Here is a 16,754-nt window from a genome sequence, read left to right as displayed (position 1 = left end):
CCGGGTTCGGCGGCCAGGGCGACCCGAGGGTCCGGCGCCGGCGGGCGGCTGGCCACTCCAGCCCGCAGGCCGGAGTCGGCGTACTCCCACAGTTGGCACCGGGTGAGGTACTCGCGCGCCCAGCCGCTCTCCAGCTCCTCGGTTCGCACGTGGGCGGGCCAGTCGGGCGGTGGGTTTCGCGGTAGTGGCGATCGCGCTGATGTCGATCCCGAGCAGCCTGGCCTGGTCTGCCGGGGGGGGGGGGAACTCCTCGTCGGGGTTGCCGCTGACTCGTACCCGACCCGCTCGGACAGCTCGGCCCGGGTGGCGTACAGCCGTCCGTCGATGAGTGATCACACTGACGGCCCCAACTGTCAGTGGCGCGTGCTTCTCTGTAAGCACTTCCATCTTCGATGGGAAGATGCGCGAGAAGAGGGCGTATGGCCATCTCTGACACAGAACGCTTGAAAGTTTGGGTCCGCGCCGGGGGGCGCTGTGAGTTCTGCGGCAACTACCTGCTCGAAGGCAAGCTCACGTACAAGGACTTCACCCTCGGAGAACTAGCCCACATCGTGGGCCGAGACATAGCACCTGGCTCTCCGCGAGGCATGGACCCGCTCCCAGAAGACAAGCGGGACCTCGCTGACAACCTGATGCTTCTGTGTCGAGGTGAGCACAATGAGATCGACCGCAGGGGGTCACTCGACCTCATGACGGTGGAGCGCTTGCGGGCGATCAAGCGCGAGCGCGAGGCTTGGATCCGGCGCATGACTGGTCTCAGTCCTCAGAATGGAACCGCGGTGATCCGGTTGATCGGACCGGTACGTGGCTACGAGGTTGAGCTGACCAAGCCGACAGCCGCCGAGGCGGTGATCCGCTCAGAGGAGCGGTTCCCGGACTTTCCATTGAGCCTGCACGGTGACGGCTTCGAAATCGACCTCCGTAACGTGATCGGAGAGGAGGAGGGCGAGCCGGCCTACTGGGAGCAATGCAAGCGGCAGATCGATCGAATCCTTGAGCATCGGCTCGCTGAGGCACTGCGCGAGGACGCCGTACACCACGTCAGCGCCTTCGGCTTCGCGCGTCTGCCATTGCTCGTCTACTTCGGCTCTCGCCTCGACGACACCTTTGCCGTGACCATCTATCAACGTCACCGCAGCACAGAGGCATGGAACTGGCCCGACAACCCGGCGCCTAGCACCAGCTTCACCACCACTCCACCGCGGAACCTCCCACAGGGCGCCGAGGAGGGGGTCCTGGTCCTCAACGTCTCCGGGTCCATCCAAGCAGACGAACTTCCCGAGCATCTAAAGGAACTACCGCGCTGGGTAATCAACCCTGCTGACAAGGTGCCCTCAGTCGATGTAATCGACTCCCTCGAAACGCTGAGCAAATTCACAAACTCGCTGCGCTCGATGCTCTCCTCCTTGGAAGCCCAGCACAAGCACATGCAGACCCTGCACGTTCTGGCCGCAGCCCCGGTTTCGGCAGCCGTAGCTTTGGGACGAGTCCATGACACTCATGTGCACCCGAAGATGGCCATCTACGACCGGACTGACGGCCGCTACACAGTCGCGCTGGAGATCTCATGAAACTGCTGGCCTACTTCAGTGCATTCCTTGCAGACACTGTGAACCTCAACCAGACACGCCTCGATCAACTCAACGACCGTGTGAACGCGATTACATCGACCCTGAAGTCCGACAGCCAGATCGGCGACCTCTACAAGACGCACATCCCGCAGGGGTCTTGGGCTCACCGCACCATCATCAAGCCATTCAACAATCACGAGTTTGACGCAGATTTTCTCCTTCACATGGATGAGGTGGAGGACTGGAAGCCCAAAGACTACTTGCGGGAGGTCCGGGCTGCGTTCAAGCGGTCCACCACCTACAAGTCGAAGGTCGCCAAGAAGAACCGGTGCTGCCGCATCGTCTACGCGGGCGATTGCCACGTCGACGTGGTGCCCTACATCACTCTGTCGGACGGCCGCGAAGTCATCGTCAACTACGCCGAGAATGAATTCGAGGATACCAACCCTCAAGGATTCACCGACTGGATGAAAGAGAAAGACAGTCTGGCCAACGGACAACTGCGTCGCGTCATCAGACTGCTGAAGTACATCCGAGATTTCAAGCAGACCTTCAGTGTACCGTCTGTCATTCTCACGACTCTGCTCGGCGAACGCATCCAAGCCTGGCACGAAGCTACGCGCTACAGCGACACTCCCACAGCTCTCAAGACAATTCTGGCCGACCTGAGCGCTTGGCTAGACCTGTACCCGCTCATGCCGCCCCTTGCCGACCCGAGTTGCCCCGAGACGACGTTCAACCATCGCTGGAACCAGGAACAATACGAGAACTTCCGCAAGAAGATCAACCTGTATAGCTCATGGGTGGCCGAGGCCTATGATAAGGAAGATAAAGCGCTAAGTCTTGCAGCGTGGCAGCGTGTCTTCGGTAACTCGTTTCAACAACCCAGCTCGGAACAGAAGTCCCTGACAGCATCTGCGAGCATTCAACCAACTCGCGAGACCCGTGCCCCACATGAGCAGTACATCGAAGAGTTTGGTTTCAGCTGGCGAGGAGGATACAAGGTACGGATCAACGCCCAGGTGCTCCCGAAGAGCGGCTTTCGTCACGGGCCCCTGCGTCGCCTCCGACGAGTGAGCGTCCTTCAGAGTCTGCGCTTCACCATCACAACCGACGTACCGGAACCGTACGACCTCTATTGGAAGGTCAGGAACCGCGGTCCCGAAGCCACCGCGCTTGATCAACTCCGAGGCGAGATCATTCTCGATGAGAACCGAAGCAGAACCCGCAAGGAGTCGACTTCTTGGAAAGGCCAACATTATGTGGAGGTCTACATCGTCAAGAACGGTCGGGTCCTAGCCACCGATCACCACGACGTCGTCATCAGCTGAGCTAAGAATCGGGATGCGTAACTCGGCCAGCTCCGGCTATCTACCTGCCCAACGACTAGAGAACTCTGGAAGATCACCCCGGCCAGACGCCCGCAGCGCCACTCTTCCCGACTGCGGCGGTTCTGCGCTGCGGCTGGGGACACCACTTGCCGTCCTGTGAGGCCTCGTTGATGTCGCTGATGAGCTTGGCGCCGACGTGGGAGTCTCGAATCGTGCGAGGCCCTGCAGGCCATCCGATCACCTCCGGCCGAAGTCCGTGCTCGCGCCTGGTCGTTGGCCGGCAAAAACGCCCCCGACGCCGAAGGCCAGGTCGTAGTCGATCTCAACGGCGTCTCCATGACAGCTCACTCCGACAAGGAGGAAGCAGCCGCGACCTGGGATAACACCTGCGCGCATCACTCGCTGATGGCCTTCCTCGACCACGGACCGAGCTATACCCGGTGAGCCCCTCGCCGCTCTCCTCATGCCCGAAACCCGGGCTTCAACACGACAGCCGACCACATCGCTACCACCCAACTCGCCCTGGCCTAACTGCCGAAGCACTGCCAGCGAGGTCGGCCAAAGCAAGCAACTGCGCTCATCCCCCGAGCGCACGTAGGCTGATGACTGTGAGAGGAAACGAGACCCGCAGTCGCTTCGTGAACCGAGCAGCTGGCAGGCTATGGAGTGGCCAAGGACGCCTTGATCTTCCCGACGTAATTAACTTTCGAGACCTGCAACCCTTTTGGGGCGAATATCGTTCCGAAATTCTTGATTTCCTCGATCAATGCGACTACACGCCAGCTTCCATAAGCCTAGTTGAGCATCCCAAAAATTACTTGGCAACTCGACCATTGGCCCGACTTTCAGTCCAGGATCGACTCATTTACGAGGCCCTGGCATTTGAAGCTTCTGAGTTCATCGATCCCCTCCTCTCAAAAGCAGTCTATAACCATCGTTCTAAAAAGTTGGCGGTTCACTCCTCCTGGGACTGGAAAGCCATGCGAACCGAAGCTCGACGCGTTCTTTCCCACAACAAAAAACTCGTAATGGCACAGACCGACATAGCGTCTTTCTATGAGCACATAGATATCGGGGCGCTACTCATGGATCTGACATCAGCCGGGGTCCCCAGCTCCGTCGCAACAAAAATACACAGCTTCTTGGAAGGATTCGAGAGCCAATGTCACACTTGGGGGCTTCCGCAGGGATCCGCCGCATCAGGGATACTTGCCAATGCCTATCTGCTCCCGATTGACAACTTTATTCAGCAGTTCAACATAGATTTCCTTCGCTACTCTGACGATATCTACCTCTTTGATGTCAACGAGGAACGCCTACGCTCGATACTGCAGCACGTAAATCGAGCGCTTAGAGCGCGCAGACTCAACATGTCAGCCAACAAGACGAGAATCTATGCGCGGAGTGAGGCTGAAGCACATCTCGACGACAGTCGCAGCGACGGAATTCTGTACGACCTTACCCTACGCAAGCCAGACGCGATAAATCAGTTGCGCCTATTCTTCAGAGATGCCATTACCGAAAGCCCGGAAAACGAGCGTAACATCAAGCTATCACTCCCCTACCTAGGTAAAAGGAGTGACGATTTCGCATTCACCTGGGCCGTGGGCAACCTGAAGGAGTGGCATCACATTTCGCCGCGCATCCTCCGTTACATGGAAAGCGTGAAGGGTAAAGAAGATGAACTTAAGCAACTCCTAGAGGGCCTACTGGAGAGCGTTCCGACCGTCGACTACCCCCTGTTGGAGCGCAACATATTTGAGACCTCGATGCGTGGCGGAATCCGCTCTCCAGTGTTGCTTTCGTGGGCGTGGAGAATAGTTAGAGATAGAAACCGAACTAGCTACCCGCGCGAGTTCGCCGCGAGATACATAGGTCTACTGGGCGCCTCCAACGACGGACAGCTTTTGAAAATGGAGTACGAGGGCGAGTACGACATTGACGTAAGAAGAGCCCTTCTTGTGGCCATGTATGAGGCCGACTACATGCCTAGAGGGCTCCTGAAGCGGCTGAGCAGCCATCCAACCATGCTGAAATGGACTGCTCGATACCTATCGCGCCTGCAGTACCCGTCAACGATTCCGCTCCCTAAGTTCTAGATTGGACTTCTGACGCCAATGAGCAGACTTCTCGTTTACGCCGTGCTCTTCATCGCTTCCCTTGCCGCGACTTTTTCATACAACGGTAAGGCGGTAGGAAGCATCGCTAGCGGAGCGGTAATCAGCTTGATGATTCCGCTTCTGGACAGCATATTGACAAACCGTCTGAACTTGCGCCATCTCTGGTACTCGGTGCGGTACGGAAATAAAGATGTGAGAATCTCGGCAGCCTACCTATTCAGAATCAAGATCGATGGTAAGTATCTACTGATCAAAGGTCGACGCTTCTCTCAACTACAGCCGGTCGGAGGCGTCTATAAGGTTTCAGAATCCGGCAAGCAATTTCTGGTATCCATTGGCGCACAGGATGACTCTTTGATCCCTATAGACGCCGCCAGCAGCGACGACCTGCGGGTGCGATTTAAAGGCTCAAAGATTCCCAGGTTTTATTCGTGGTTTGATTCCCGAGCAGGTCGCGAAGACTCACCCTGGAGAGAGTTTCACGAGGAACTAATCGATCCAGGGATCTTGCCAGCCGAGGTTTTCCCATTTACTTTTCAGGACTATGTCAGGCGTGACGTAGCGAAGATTAGATTTAGCGAGCATGCGCAATCATGGGAAATATTGATCGCAGATATCTACGAGCTGCTCCCTACTGCAGATCAAGAAACCCACTTGCGTCGACTAATAGAGACACCGCACGCCGACGTTGCTTGGGTTTCCGCGGACTCTATTCGCCGACGTGGTGTCCTCCCTGACGGCACAACACTTCCGGTCGCTGCGCACTCTCAAAAACTACTCTAACCCAGCGTTTCACTTGCGGTGGCGACCAGATTTTGAGCGGAAACGCGAAAGTATCTTCTGAGACTGGGATGTCCAGGCTTGTCTAGCCTGGACATACGGGCTCCGAAGGACAGGGTGTGGATACTTTGCACTCCTCGCATGCGGAGGGAGCCCATGCGCCGGCTGCAGGACCGGTAAGCGCGCTGAAGCCAGCACAGGCTGCGCCCTGCAGATCGCAGAATCCATTAAGCGTTGAGGTTTGTCTGTCACGCGCAAACAGGCACTGGCGAACTTACTGAGCCAGGGACCCAGCTCAGCACCGCGGCGCTGGCTACCCAGAAGAGTCGCGTCCGGTAGCTCGGGTGGCGGTTCCCGCAGAGACGCCTTGGATAACGTCGCCCCGGCTTCTCGACTTTCCCCGAGGGTTGTAGGCGAGGACGACGCGGAGGGGAATCGAAGCGCCGCGGGGGCTGCGGAGGGTGTAACTGATCGGCTGATGAATGCGCTTGGCTTCATCCACAAGGGGAACAAGGAACTGTGCTGCGGCTTCTTCGTCCGGTGTGCTGAGGATGCGGTCTGCGATTTCAAGGACGGCGCCGGTGGCGACCGGGTCGTCCGGTGGGTCGGTGTATGCGGTCGACCGCAGGTTCTTCCGTGGCTCGGCACCGCGACGATGGAACAGCTCGTGGCGTCGTTCTGCCTCGGTATCGATGATTCGCGCCAGTTCAGGAGTGGCCGCATAGGGCCGGACTTCGGGCCAGGTCATGAAGATCAGGGCGACGACGCCGCAAAGGTCCTGAAAGTACTGTGCCGTGGGGGTCAGCCAGCCGATGCTGCTGACCTGCTTGGGGCCGCCCGGGGACAGGAACGACAGGTACTTCTTCTGCAGTGTGAAGAGAACGTCACGGGATTGGTGGTCCCGGGACATCGGCTCATCGCTCCTGGGAGCTTGGGTTAGGTCGGCTCCGCAGGCTGGGCTCATTGCCCGGGGACTCGGCGGCTTCGGGGTCGCTCGGCATCGGACGGGATGCAGTTCGCTGTCTCGCGGCCGGGCAATCAAGTCGTTGCTGTGGCGATTCTGGGCCAGTTCGCCACAGAGGTGGCAGTAGCGGCGGAGAAATCGTTCGTGGTGCGGACAGGAGAAGACCGGCGGGAGCCTCCAGAGCCTGCGCCAAGCGCCGCCGTGACGCTGCTGGATCTCCGAACCGTCTCCGGCGAGACAGTCGGGGCAGAACTGGGTCCGCGTGGTCAGGAGCCAGGGGTTGTTGTATTGCAGGCGCCTGGTGCCGGAAGTGCTCCGGCCGCGAAATTCGGAGCTAAGGGGGCCATAGCGGGTTCCGAGCGAGGCCAGCAGCAGGCCGGCTGCCTCATGGCGGGAGAGACGGGTGGCGTGGCAGAAGGCGGCAAGGTCGGCTTCGCCGAGACTGATCGCGCAAGAGACCGGGATGCGGATGAGGGTCGTCCTGTCCTTTCGGCTGCTGGGGACCCCCATGCGGAGGATCAGCGGTCCCGGTCCGACGCCCAGCCGGTGCGAAAGCCGCAGCACATAGCCGGGCAGTGACTCGTCCTCCAGCGGGTCCAGGCTCCTGGGCAGCTGCCGCAGAGAGGACAAGACGGACGGCTCAGCCACCAGCCGCGCTTCCACCGCGGTCGTCGTAAACGGTGTTGCGTCCTTTCCTACGGGGCTTTGGGGCAGAGACGGGAACATCCATGGGAACTTCGGGAACCTCACCGGCAGTTGGGTCGCGGTCGGTGAGATTTCCTAGGTTGATCGGGATCGCTGACAGCAGTTCTGGGGTCAGTTCCTCGGCCCCGGACTCGATCGCCTCGGTGCATCCGTCCTCGATCAGCCGCTTGAGGAGCCCGACGATTCCGCGGGTGCGGCGGAACAGGTACTCCGGCATCCCACCTTCGGTGAGCATCCCCGGCCTGGCCCGGAACAGCCTCAGCCGGTCCTCGATGCCAGCCAGGTGCTGGATGAACGCGGCCATGCCCTCAGCGGTGTCGTAGTCGAACGGATCAAGATCGACCAGGTCGAAACGCCGCTCAGTCTGCGTGGCGGCCGACGGGTTGTAACTCTTCCCCGCCTTGACCGACGGGAAGACCCACTGCCCGGTGCGGGGATCGGGATAGCCGCTCCGCAGCAGCCCCGAGCGGGGGATATCGACACCGATCAGCACCAGGGTGACGTTGAGGTCCATCAACTCCCGGACGAGATCGAGAGTGTCCTGGTTGTCCTCACGGTGGAGCCTGAGCCTGGTGATGTCATCCAGCAGCAAGGCCGTTGTGCGATGGTCCCGCAACGAGTCCCGCACTGCGCGGATCATGCCGTTCAGCGTCTTCGGCAGTGGCGCCCCGTAGAAGTCCAGAACGGCGGCGCACAACCCCTTCGGTGTCGCCCGCACCGGAGTGCGGCAATAGGCGACGGGCACGAACAGGTCCCGGGTGCCCGGGACCGGACCGGGCAGCAGTTGCCGGTGCAGATCCCGCCACAACATCTCGAAGGTGGCAGCGGCATCACAGGCCGTTTCCGTCTTGCCTAGGTAACCGCCGCCGCTGACCATCAGTCCGTCGCGGGTGCCCGGCTCGAAGTTCAACGCGTTGTTCCGCATCCGTCCCCGCATCAGCTTGGTGACCTTCGCGCTCATCGGGGTCTCCAGCAGCCCCATGTTCACGTGCGTCGCGGTCCGGTGCAGGTCATGCAGAGCACGGCGCCTCGGGCTCATCGCCGCGTACTCCTCCACGGTGAGCCGCGGCGCCGGAATGAAAGTGCTCCGACGTTCCTGCCACTGCCGCCAGCCCTCGACCCTGGTGCGGTCAGGCGGTGGGCCAGCCCGTAGAAAGGGGACGATGCCATTTTCACCCCACGCCGGGTCCGCCATGCCCATCCTCTTCCTCGTCTTCCTCGGGCAGGAGGAAAAGATCACGCTGCCGGTATGCCTCACCCAGCGGAGGCGGCGGCGTCGGCCTTTCCTGGACTGCCTGCTCACGGCGGTGCCGCCGGTGGCTGTCAATGCTGTCCGCGGCCTGACGCGTCCTGTCCTGCCAGCGCAAGGGAGTGACCACCCCATCCCCGACGGCAACCTTGGCGGGTTCGCTCTGCGGCCGGTCAGCCCGCGAAGCGGCGGCCTGGACGACCTCACGGGAGTGCTCAGTCCGCGCCGATTTCGGGAGCCGGGTCGGCCACTGACTCACCGGGATGCGAGAGCCGAGCAACTCCAGAAGGACCGGCAGGAGTTCATCGTCTGTGCGGGGCCTGAGCCCGCAAGCTTGGGCCTTCTTGAGAAGTTCGCGTACGCGTGCGTCACCGAAGGCGGGGGCCTGCCCATCAGGCGGCAGCCCGGTCCAAGCAAGGGGATGCCAGTCGTGGGTGAGCGGGTCCTGGAAGAATACGCTGCGGCGGTCTCGGGGATCCCGGCGGATGACCCACTGGCCCTTGTGCTGTCCACCGCGGGTCGAGTGCTGGCCCCGGTAAGGGTCCAAGGCCGGGGCGTCATACCAAAGTCCGCGGATCTTCACTCCGCGCCGGGCATCGATCTTGCGGACGTGGTGGACGGGCAGCAGTTCGTAGAACAGTTCCGCCGAGGGGATCTCCATGGCGAAACCGGCCTGGGCGAACGAGGCGGCGAACAATGAGTTGGGGCTGTGGTCGCCGCCAGGGTCCCAGCTGGGCGCGTACTGGCCCAGCCGGCGCCGTTGCCAGACTGCAACGATCCAGGTGGCGATCACGTGCTCCATCTCGTCGATGGTCAGCACCGCGTCACCTTCCGGGTCGGCGCCGCGGTCGGCGGGGTCGATGCCGGTGTAGCCGGGCAGCTGCTCAAACAGCAGCGACCTGATCGCGCCGAAGGCCCGCTCGCAGGCGGACTTGTCCGTGGGCCGCAGAACGCGGCTGGGAAGGATGTTGCAGCCGAGCACCCGCTGGGCGTCGACCAGGTGGTGGTTGCGATAGACAGACCCGTGGTCGGTGGTCACGGTCTCCGGCGCGAAGAACGGCAGGCCGGCGACCTTGTGCCCGGCGAACTCGGCAACCACCGCGGCGGGCAGGCCCGGATAGGGCCACTCCAGTTCCTCGCCCCAGTCGGCCCGCATCGGCAGGGGCAGCATCACGTCCCGCAGCAGCATCGCGACGTCCACCGACTGGTCGGAGACCAGGGTGAGACGGAAGGCGCAAAGGGAGTGCGTGTGCACGTCCATCGCGAGCGTGAGGTGGCATTTCACCGGATCGCCGAACACGCTCTCGCGGACCATCACCGGCAGCACCGTGGTGTCCAGCGCGACCACCTGGCCGGGCCGGTGGACCAACACGTGCCCGTTCTTCGAGGGCAGTTCAGCCGAGCGCGCGTAGCGCTGGCGGGAGCCTCCCGGTCCGAACCACTCCCGCCAGACCACCCACAGCGTCTGGTAGCTGGGGACGGTGACGTCCCGGTCGGGGAAGGTCTCGCGTACGTACTGGTGGATCAGGCGTTCGCGGGTCCGCATCGTCACCTTCGACCGGTGCAGGGTCTCCGCACGGACCGCGAAGATCGCCTCACGGATCTCCTCCGTGATGCTGGGGTGGCCGCCGCTCTCGCGCAGCCACCGCTCGTCCGCGCATCCCACCAGACCCGCTTCCCGCCGTCGGCGGTCCCAGCGGATCAGCGTGCGGTAGCCGACCCTGTCCAGGCCCAGCAGCTTCGCCTGCTGGCGGTCCATAGCCGCCAGTTCGGCGACCTTCGCCAAGCGGCGGGCGGTCAGCGTGGTCGTGGCCGGGTCGTACTCCGGTTTCGGCTCGCCCGGCGCGGGACGCAGCGGGTCACCGCTGCGGTAGCCGGTCTCCACCTCCAGCAGGTGGGCCAAGCGGCAAGCGGCCAGTTCCCGCCGTCTGGGCTCCAGATCCTGCACGGTCTTCGGCTGCCGGCCCCGGCCAGAGCCCTGGGCCGCGGTCCGGGACGAGGGACGGCAGTTGGGATGGTTGGCCAGGAAGCGGAAGGTCACCGGCTGCCGGGTGCCGTCGTCACCCACCAGGTGGACCCGGCCGAGCTCGGGCTCGCGGCGCTCGACCGTCCAGTGCCTGCCGTCCAGCACCAGGGCCGCCCCCGGCGACAGGTCCAGGACGGCCGCCGTCCCCATCACGCCCACCTGGCGGGGTCGATCACCGTGGACCGGTCGCCGAATGGCCGGTTCAGGTCCGTGCCGAGGCGCCGGTGCCAAAGCAGGTGCAGAAGCTGGGCACGGGCCAGAGGCGGAAAGGGGGTGGCGTCAACGAGTTCGCCGAACGTGCCGCCCTCCCGGGCCGCCGCCACGAGCACCGGCCGTAGTCCGAGCGGGTCGGACAGAGGCCGGCGCTGTGAGGAGAAGACATCGACCGCGGCGGCAACATGATCCCTCCAGCCCGCCACGACGGTGTAGTGCCAGCCGCAGGCCAGCGCGACCTCGGCGGTCGCGGCGAACGCTTCCAGGTCCTCCGACGCGATCAGTGCCCGTGGCCGTACGTCGATCAGCCAGAGGCCGGTCCGCGTCACCGCCAGGAAGTCCGGGATGTGTCCCCTGCGGCCGGTCGCGGTGTCGAACCGCAGCCGCAGAGGCTGCGACAACACGTCGAAGAGGCCGCCCGCGAAGTCGAGGACCAGGAGCAGTCGTGCCTCCTCCAGGCTCTCGGCCCCGTGATGACGGCCGGTACTGACGAGGAACTGAAGGCTGGGGCGGTGGCGTTGGGCCCGGCGCCAGGAGAACCAGCGCATCGGAGTGCCGTCCGCGAGAGGCGTGTGGGCCAGGTCCCGCACGGTGCACGACACCTCGTCGCCCGCTGTCCGCCAGGTCACCGTCCAGCGGCGCGTCCACTCCGGCCCGAGGCCGAGGCCGTCCCTGCCCAGCGCCACGGACACCGGGACGAGCAGGTCCTCCCACCAGCAGCTGTGTGACCACAGCCCACGGACCCGAGCATCAGCCGGGGACGCTGGCTGTACGAGGGAACGTGCTCCGTCCACGGCACCACTCGACCACCGTCGAGAGCGGCAAGCAGAGTGATCTCCGGATCTGGTGACAACTCGGCCGAGAAACAGCCGGAAGTGACAACTGCCACATGAATCTGGTGACAGGAAGCCCTGGAAGCGCGAGAGAACACGTCAGGTCAAAAGCCATCGCCGGTGACATCTAACGCTGGAAGTCACAATCCGTACACCCACCCGCGGCTCACGAGCGCACCGAGTGTCGGATTACACCTCCTCCAGCTGCTGGTGTGTCGGATACCGACATGACAGGGCCCGTTTCTGGATCGGACGGGGTGGGCGGCGGAGCGTTGACCCTGTCCTGATCCGTACAGGCAGAGGAGATTTCATGGACACCGATGTGCTCGTCGTCGGCGCCGGGCCGACCGGAATGACGCTCGCCAACGAGTTGCTGACGGCGGGGGTGTCGACCCTGCTCGTCGACAGGATGGCCCGGCGCAGCGACCTGTCCAAGGCGGGCGGCGTGCAGTCCCGCACCCTGGAGGCGCTCGACCAGCGCGGGCTCCTCGAACCCTTATTGGCCACCGGGGACCACCCCGTCGCCGCGGGCCACTTCGCGGGAATCCCGCTCCCGCTCGACTCCAACGGGCACCGGCTGCCCTGGCGGTCCGTGCCGCAGGTCGTGATCGAGGGATTCTTCGAGCGGCACCTCGCCGAGCACGGCCTGCACGCGCGGCGGGACCATGAGCTGACCGGCCTCGTACAGGACGAGGACGGGGTCACCGCGGCCTTCGCCGACGGCTCGGCACTCCGCGCCCGTCACCTCGTCGCGGCCGACGGAGCTCACAGCACCGTACGGTCGCTGCTGCGGGCCGCGTTCCCCGGGCAGCCCGGCACGTTGACGATCGTCGCCGCCGACGTGCGGCTGAGCGCCGCCGATCCGGCCGCCTCGCACACCTGGAACGAGGACGGGCACTGGGCGGCCCTGTTCCCGCTCGGCACCGACGCACAGGGCCGACCGTTGCGCCGACTGGTCCTCGGCGGTCCCGGCCGGTCGCTGCCGAGGGAGACGCCGGTCACCGAGGACGAGATACGCGACGGCCTCACCACCGTGTTCGGCACGGGCGTGCGACTGCTCGAACTGCGCTACGCCCGCCGCATCACCAACGCGTCCCGGCAGGTCGAGCGGTACCGGCACGGGCGGGTGTTCCTGGCGGGCGACGCCGCCCACGTACACCTTCCGCTCGGTGCGCAGGGCATGAACACCGGGATGCAGGACGCGTTCAACCTCGGGTGGAAGCTCGGCGCCGCCGTGCACGGCTGGGCGCCGGAGCACCTCCTCGACACGTACCACGCGGAACGGCATCCGGCGGGGGCCGCCGTCCTGCGCAACGTCCGGGCGCAGAGCCTCCTCATGGACTGGGCCGGCACCCGCGATCCGGACGTGCTCGCCACCCGGGAGGTCTTCACGGCCATGGCCCAACTCCCGGACGTCCGGCGCCATCTCGCCGACCTGATGTCCGGTACGGCCGTCCGCTACCCGATGCCGGGCACCGGGGCCCATCCGCTCGTCGGCCGCCCCGCGCCCGACCTGGACCTCGGCACGGCCCGGGTGCACGAGCTGCTTCGGTCCGGGCGCGGTGTGCTGCTCGACCCGGCCGACGCGTTCGCCAATCTCGCCGCCCCCTGGACGGGCCGGGTGGACCGGACGGACCGGGTGGCCCCGGGCGCAGACACCAAGCCGATGCTGATCCGGCCGGACGGTTACGTGTGCTGGGCCGGAGGGGACGGCCTGGAAGCGGCGCTCGGCCACTGGTTCGGCGAGCCGAGCTGAGCCGCACTGAGCCGAGCCGACCCGGGGTGCGGAGCCGAACCACCAGCCCTCAACTCCCGTACGCGCCCGCCCTCGCCGCCGCCCCCGCGGCCAGCGCGGCGCGGTCCGCGGACGGCTCGTCCAAGGGGTCGCCGCTCACCAGGAAGCGGTAGTAGAGCGGGGCGGAGACCGCCCGGATCACCTCGCGCGCGTCCGTGCCGGACGGCACTTCGCCCCGCTCGGCGGCCCGCGTCACACAGGGCGCCCACTCCGCGATGCGGGTCGCGTAGAAACGGCGCAGCGCGCCGGCCGCGCGGTCGTCGCAGGTGGCCGCGGCGATCACCGCCTTGAACAGGGCGCCCTGCCGCGGATCGGTCAGCGTCCCGACGACGAGCCGGGCGTTCGCCCGCAGATCGCCGTCGAGCGAGCCGGTGTCCGTACGCGGCGAGGACTGCTCGGCCATGTCGTCCAGGAGGTCGGCGACCAGGCCCGTCGTCGTGGACCAGCGCCGGTAGACGGTGGTCTTGCCCACCTCGGCCCGGCGCGCGACGTCGGCGAGGTCGAGCCGGTCGAAGCCGTGCTCCACCAGTGCGTCCCCGGCCGCCCGCAGCACCGCCGCCCGCACCCGGGCCGTCCGTCCGCCCGGCCGGACCGTTCCCGGCTCCATGCCCTCCACGCGCGACTCCCGTTCCTTGCCCGACGAAGACGACCCCTTCCCTCACTTTAAGGGAATTCCAGCACCGTTAGTACGGGCCTCCGGGCTCCAGTACGGGCCTCCGGGGTCGCTCTTGACCTCAAGCGTGGTTCAGGTTGAACACTCGCCGTACGAGCAGCGAGAGCGGCGAGGCCAACAAGCGCGCTCGGCAAGGGCAATGAGAGCGGCACCCGCGGCACGGCCGACGCAGGCCGCGCGCGGGTGCGGACAACCGGGCGGAGCAGTGATCGGCATGCGTGTGGCACAGGTCCAGGAGTTCGGCGGGCCCGAGGTACTGGTGACGGCGAGCGCGCCGGAGCCGGTCGCCGGGGAGGGCGAGGCCGTGGTGGCCGTCGACCACATCGACACCCTCTTCGTGCAGACCCAGATCCGCGCGGGCGCCTTCGACGAGTTCTTCGGCGTCGAGCCCCCTTACGTGCCCGGCGGCGGAATCTCCGGCACGGTCACCGCCATCGGCCCCGGTGTCGACGCGGGCCTCGTGGGCCGCCGGGTGGCGGTGTCCGGCGCGGCCGACACCTACGCGGAGCTCGTGGCGGCCCCGGCCGCCCACCTCTCCCCCGTGCCCGACGGCGTCGGCCTGCGCGAGGCGGCCTCCCTCGTGCACGACGGGGTCACCGCCCTCGCGCTCCTCGACAACACCGCGCTCAAGCCGGGCGAGACCGTCCTGGTCACCGGCGCATCGGGCGGCATGGGCACCCTGCTCGTCCAGTTCGCCCACGCGCTCGGCGCACGGGTGGTGGGCGTGGCGCGCGGGCCCGAAAAGACCGCGCTGGTAAGGGAGTTGGGGGCCGACCGCGTCATCGACGCGACGGATTCGGGGTGGGGCCGCCAGGCCCGCGCGGCGCTGGGCGGGGAGGGCGCCGATCTCGTACTGGACGGAGTTGGCGGCCAACTGGGTCTGGAGGCCTTCTCGTTGACCGCCGACGGCGGCCGCTTCTCTGCGCACGGCGCCCCCACCGGTACCGGGTTCGCCGCCGTCGACCCGGAGGAGGCCCGGCGGCGCGGCATCACCCTGCTCGGCATCGGCGACGTACAGCTGACGCCCGAGCGCCGCACCGCGCTGCTCGGCCGGGTGCTCAGGGAAGCGGCGGCCGGCCGGCTGCGGCCGGTGATCGGCGAGGTGTTCCCGCTGGCCCGCGCCGCCGACGCGCACCGGGCGATCGAGGGCCGCGCCCTGGTCGGAAAAGTGCTGCTCGCACCCCGCGGATGAGCCCCGCACGGCGCCGATCCCCCACGGGGGTGGGGGTCAGAACATGTCGGGGCACCAGGGGCGGCCGGCCGTGCGGAAGAGTCCGTCCGCGCGTGCCGCCGCCCCTGCCCGTTCCTCCGTCACCCGGCCGAGCGCGAGCAGTCGCCGCACCGACTCGTCGCCGAGGTAGATTGACGCCAACTCCCTTACGTCCAGCGTCAGTTCGGCACTTCGGGTGGTGGGGGTGCAGCGGGCACCCGCCTCGTCCGTCTCCAGGAGGAAGCGGCCCGCCGCCAGGCCCGCCGGGTCCACGACCTCAAGGACCACGGCGCCTTCGCTCGCCCAGGTGCGCGCCTCCAGGACCCGTACGACGTCGAGGAGCCGCAGCCACAGGTAGTCGGAGTGGGTCACGATCGCGGCCGCGCGCGGGTTCGGGAGGTACTGTGGCAGCAGGTCGTCGGGGGCTCGGCGGCCGGTGCGCACCTTGCGGATCCAGTCGATGGAGCACAGGTAGTGCCACAGGGCGCGCTCCGCCTCGGGGGTGAGCGCGATCAGATCCGCCACCGTCGCCGTGTTCTCCGGCAGCTTGGCGTCGCTCCACCTGTCGTCGGCGCGGTAGCCGACGAACCCCGCCGGGTCGCCGTCGGCGGTGCGGTACACCGCGAAGAACGGCTCGGTCCAGGGGTCGTAGCGGCGGACCACGCCGGTCGTCAGGTCCCACCAGCGCCGGTCGCGGTCGATCGCCCCGGGCCGGGTCGGCCGAAAACGTTCGAACACCTCGGCGCCGAGCTTCGCCGCGTCCGCCAGCGGCACGAGTTCGACGCTGCCGCCGTCGGCCGGGGCCGCCCAGCGCGGGTCGAGCCCGGCCCGCGCGGTGTCGATCTCCCACTCGGTGATGTGGGACGCCGGGCCGTACCCGTAACGGCCGTAGATCGGGTACTCGGCGGCGATCAGCGTGGAGGCGATCTCGCCGCGTTCCTTGGCCGCCGCCAGTTCGGTCGCCATCATCCGCGTCAGCAGGCCGCGCCTGCGGTGGGTGGGCGTGACGGTGACACCGCTGACCGCGCTCACCGGCAGCGCGGCACCACCGACCGTGGTCAGCTCCTGCGCGAAGGAGCGGAACGTCGCCACGCACCGCCCGGCGTCGAAGGCGCCCTGGATACGGCTCAGATCACTGTTGGCCTTCAGACCGCTCACGTACTCCTCGTCCACCGCGGGCGGCCGCAGGAATCCCACGTTGACCGCCCTGATCCAGTCGGTGAACTCGTCGTCGGTGACGGTACGGACCTCGATGGCGGGCGTGGCCGGAGTGCTCATACCGGC

The 16,754-nt window shown here is 65.8% G+C and carries 12 protein-coding genes and 1 pseudogene; 7 read left to right on the top strand and 6 right to left on the bottom strand.

Features of this window, described 5'->3' with window-relative positions; genetic code table 11:
• Nucleotides 1-419 precede the first annotated feature (419 nt).
• From IE267_RS31490 to IE267_RS31475, 5 genes and pseudogenes are all read left to right on the top strand, one after another.
• Nucleotides 420-1,571: an HNH endonuclease gene (locus IE267_RS31490; protein WP_229861523.1), complete on the top strand. Its 1,152-nt coding sequence runs from the start codon at nucleotides 420-422 to the stop codon at nucleotides 1,569-1,571.
• Entirely contained in the window at nucleotides 1,568-2,902 is a 1,335-nt protein-coding gene (locus IE267_RS31485; RefSeq protein ID WP_189765516.1) for an SMODS domain-containing nucleotidyltransferase, read from the top strand. The genes IE267_RS31490 and IE267_RS31485 overlap by 4 nt, the downstream gene beginning before the upstream one ends.
• A 216-nt stretch (nucleotides 2,903-3,118) precedes the next feature.
• Nucleotides 3,119-3,430, top strand: a pseudogene (locus IE267_RS39815) (IS1380 family transposase); the annotation flags it as partial.
• Between the two features lie 74 nt (nucleotides 3,431-3,504).
• Nucleotides 3,505-5,001 (top strand): RNA-directed DNA polymerase, encoded by a 1,497-nt coding sequence (locus tag IE267_RS31480; protein WP_229861522.1) that lies wholly within the window; start codon nucleotides 3,505-3,507, stop codon nucleotides 4,999-5,001.
• Nucleotides 5,002-5,043: 42 nt separating this feature from the next.
• Nucleotides 5,044-5,805, top strand: a complete 762-nt coding sequence (locus tag IE267_RS31475; protein ID WP_229861521.1) for an SMODS-associated NUDIX domain-containing protein — start codon at nucleotides 5,044-5,046, stop codon at nucleotides 5,803-5,805.
• A gap of 310 nt (nucleotides 5,806-6,115) precedes the next feature.
• Here IE267_RS31475 and IE267_RS31470 read toward each other — a convergent pair whose 3' ends face one another.
• Genes IE267_RS31470 through IE267_RS31455 form a run of 4 tightly spaced genes read right to left on the bottom strand, consistent with a single transcriptional unit; the run spans nucleotide 6,116 to nucleotide 11,651 of the window.
• Nucleotides 6,116-7,429, bottom strand: a complete 1,314-nt coding sequence (locus IE267_RS31470) for a TniQ family protein (protein ID WP_189765514.1) — start codon at nucleotides 7,427-7,429, stop codon at nucleotides 6,116-6,118.
• The gene (locus IE267_RS31465; RefSeq protein WP_189765513.1) at nucleotides 7,407-8,666 is read right to left on the bottom strand and encodes an AAA family ATPase; all 1,260 of its coding nucleotides are present in this window, start codon (nucleotides 8,664-8,666) and stop codon (nucleotides 7,407-7,409) included. The genes IE267_RS31470 and IE267_RS31465 overlap by 23 nt, the downstream gene beginning before the upstream one ends.
• Nucleotides 8,644-10,896, bottom strand: coding sequence for a transposase (locus tag IE267_RS31460; protein WP_189765512.1), 2,253 nt, complete (start codon nucleotides 10,894-10,896; stop codon nucleotides 8,644-8,646). Before IE267_RS31460 ends, IE267_RS31465 begins: the two co-directional genes overlap by 23 nt.
• Nucleotides 10,896-11,651: a TnsA-like heteromeric transposase endonuclease subunit gene (locus tag IE267_RS31455; RefSeq protein WP_229861520.1), complete on the bottom strand. Its 756-nt coding sequence runs from the start codon at nucleotides 11,649-11,651 to the stop codon at nucleotides 10,896-10,898. Before IE267_RS31455 ends, IE267_RS31460 begins: the two co-directional genes overlap by 1 nt.
• A 451-nt stretch (nucleotides 11,652-12,102) precedes the next feature.
• Here IE267_RS31455 and IE267_RS31450 point away from each other — a divergent pair, with 451 nt between their 5' ends.
• Nucleotides 12,103-13,548, top strand: coding sequence for an FAD-dependent monooxygenase (locus IE267_RS31450; RefSeq protein ID WP_189765511.1), 1,446 nt, complete (start codon nucleotides 12,103-12,105; stop codon nucleotides 13,546-13,548).
• Between the two features lie 49 nt (nucleotides 13,549-13,597).
• On the opposite strand, the gene IE267_RS31445 is transcribed toward IE267_RS31450, so the two are convergent.
• Nucleotides 13,598-14,194 (bottom strand): TetR/AcrR family transcriptional regulator, encoded by a 597-nt coding sequence (locus tag IE267_RS31445; protein ID WP_189765623.1) that lies wholly within the window; start codon nucleotides 14,192-14,194, stop codon nucleotides 13,598-13,600.
• Nucleotides 14,195-14,474: 280 nt separating this feature from the next.
• Between IE267_RS31445 and IE267_RS31440 the strand changes: the two genes are divergently transcribed.
• Nucleotides 14,475-15,452, top strand: a complete 978-nt coding sequence (locus IE267_RS31440) for a zinc-binding dehydrogenase (protein ID WP_189765510.1) — start codon at nucleotides 14,475-14,477, stop codon at nucleotides 15,450-15,452.
• Nucleotides 15,453-15,488: 36 nt separating this feature from the next.
• Here IE267_RS31440 and IE267_RS31435 read toward each other — a convergent pair whose 3' ends face one another.
• Nucleotides 15,489-16,748, bottom strand: a complete 1,260-nt coding sequence (locus IE267_RS31435) for a GNAT family N-acetyltransferase (RefSeq protein WP_189765509.1) — start codon at nucleotides 16,746-16,748, stop codon at nucleotides 15,489-15,491.
• Nucleotides 16,749-16,754 lie beyond the last annotated feature (6 nt).

This window comes from Streptomyces xanthochromogenes (genome assembly GCF_014650455.1).
Classification (GTDB): Bacteria; Actinomycetota; Actinomycetes; order Streptomycetales; family Streptomycetaceae; genus Streptomyces; species Streptomyces xanthochromogenes.
The sequence above is the reverse complement of the archived record's forward strand: the minus strand, read 5'-3'. Positions and strand labels throughout refer to the sequence as shown.

Bases quoted from the DNA above. Each gene is read 5' to 3' on its own strand.
- IE267_RS31465 (WP_189765513.1), bottom strand. From the start codon at position 8,666: ATGGCGGACCCGGCGTGGGGTGAAAATGGCATCGTCCCCTTTCTACGG.
- IE267_RS31435 (WP_189765509.1), bottom strand. From the start codon at position 16,748: ATGAGCACTCCGGCCACGCCCGCCATCGAGGTCCGTACCGTCACCGAC.
- IE267_RS31490 (WP_229861523.1), top strand. From the start codon at position 420: ATGGCCATCTCTGACACAGAACGCTTGAAAGTTTGGGTCCGCGCCGGG.
- IE267_RS31440 (WP_189765510.1), top strand. From the start codon at position 14,475: ATGCGTGTGGCACAGGTCCAGGAGTTCGGCGGGCCCGAGGTACTGGTG.
- IE267_RS31480 (WP_229861522.1), top strand. From the start codon at position 3,505: ATGACTGTGAGAGGAAACGAGACCCGCAGTCGCTTCGTGAACCGAGCA.
- IE267_RS31460 (WP_189765512.1), bottom strand. From the start codon at position 10,896: ATGGGGACGGCGGCCGTCCTGGACCTGTCGCCGGGGGCGGCCCTGGTG.
- IE267_RS31485 (WP_189765516.1), top strand. From the start codon at position 1,568: ATGAAACTGCTGGCCTACTTCAGTGCATTCCTTGCAGACACTGTGAAC.
- IE267_RS31450 (WP_189765511.1), top strand. From the start codon at position 12,103: ATGGACACCGATGTGCTCGTCGTCGGCGCCGGGCCGACCGGAATGACG.
- IE267_RS31445 (WP_189765623.1), bottom strand. From the start codon at position 14,194: ATGGAGCCGGGAACGGTCCGGCCGGGCGGACGGACGGCCCGGGTGCGG.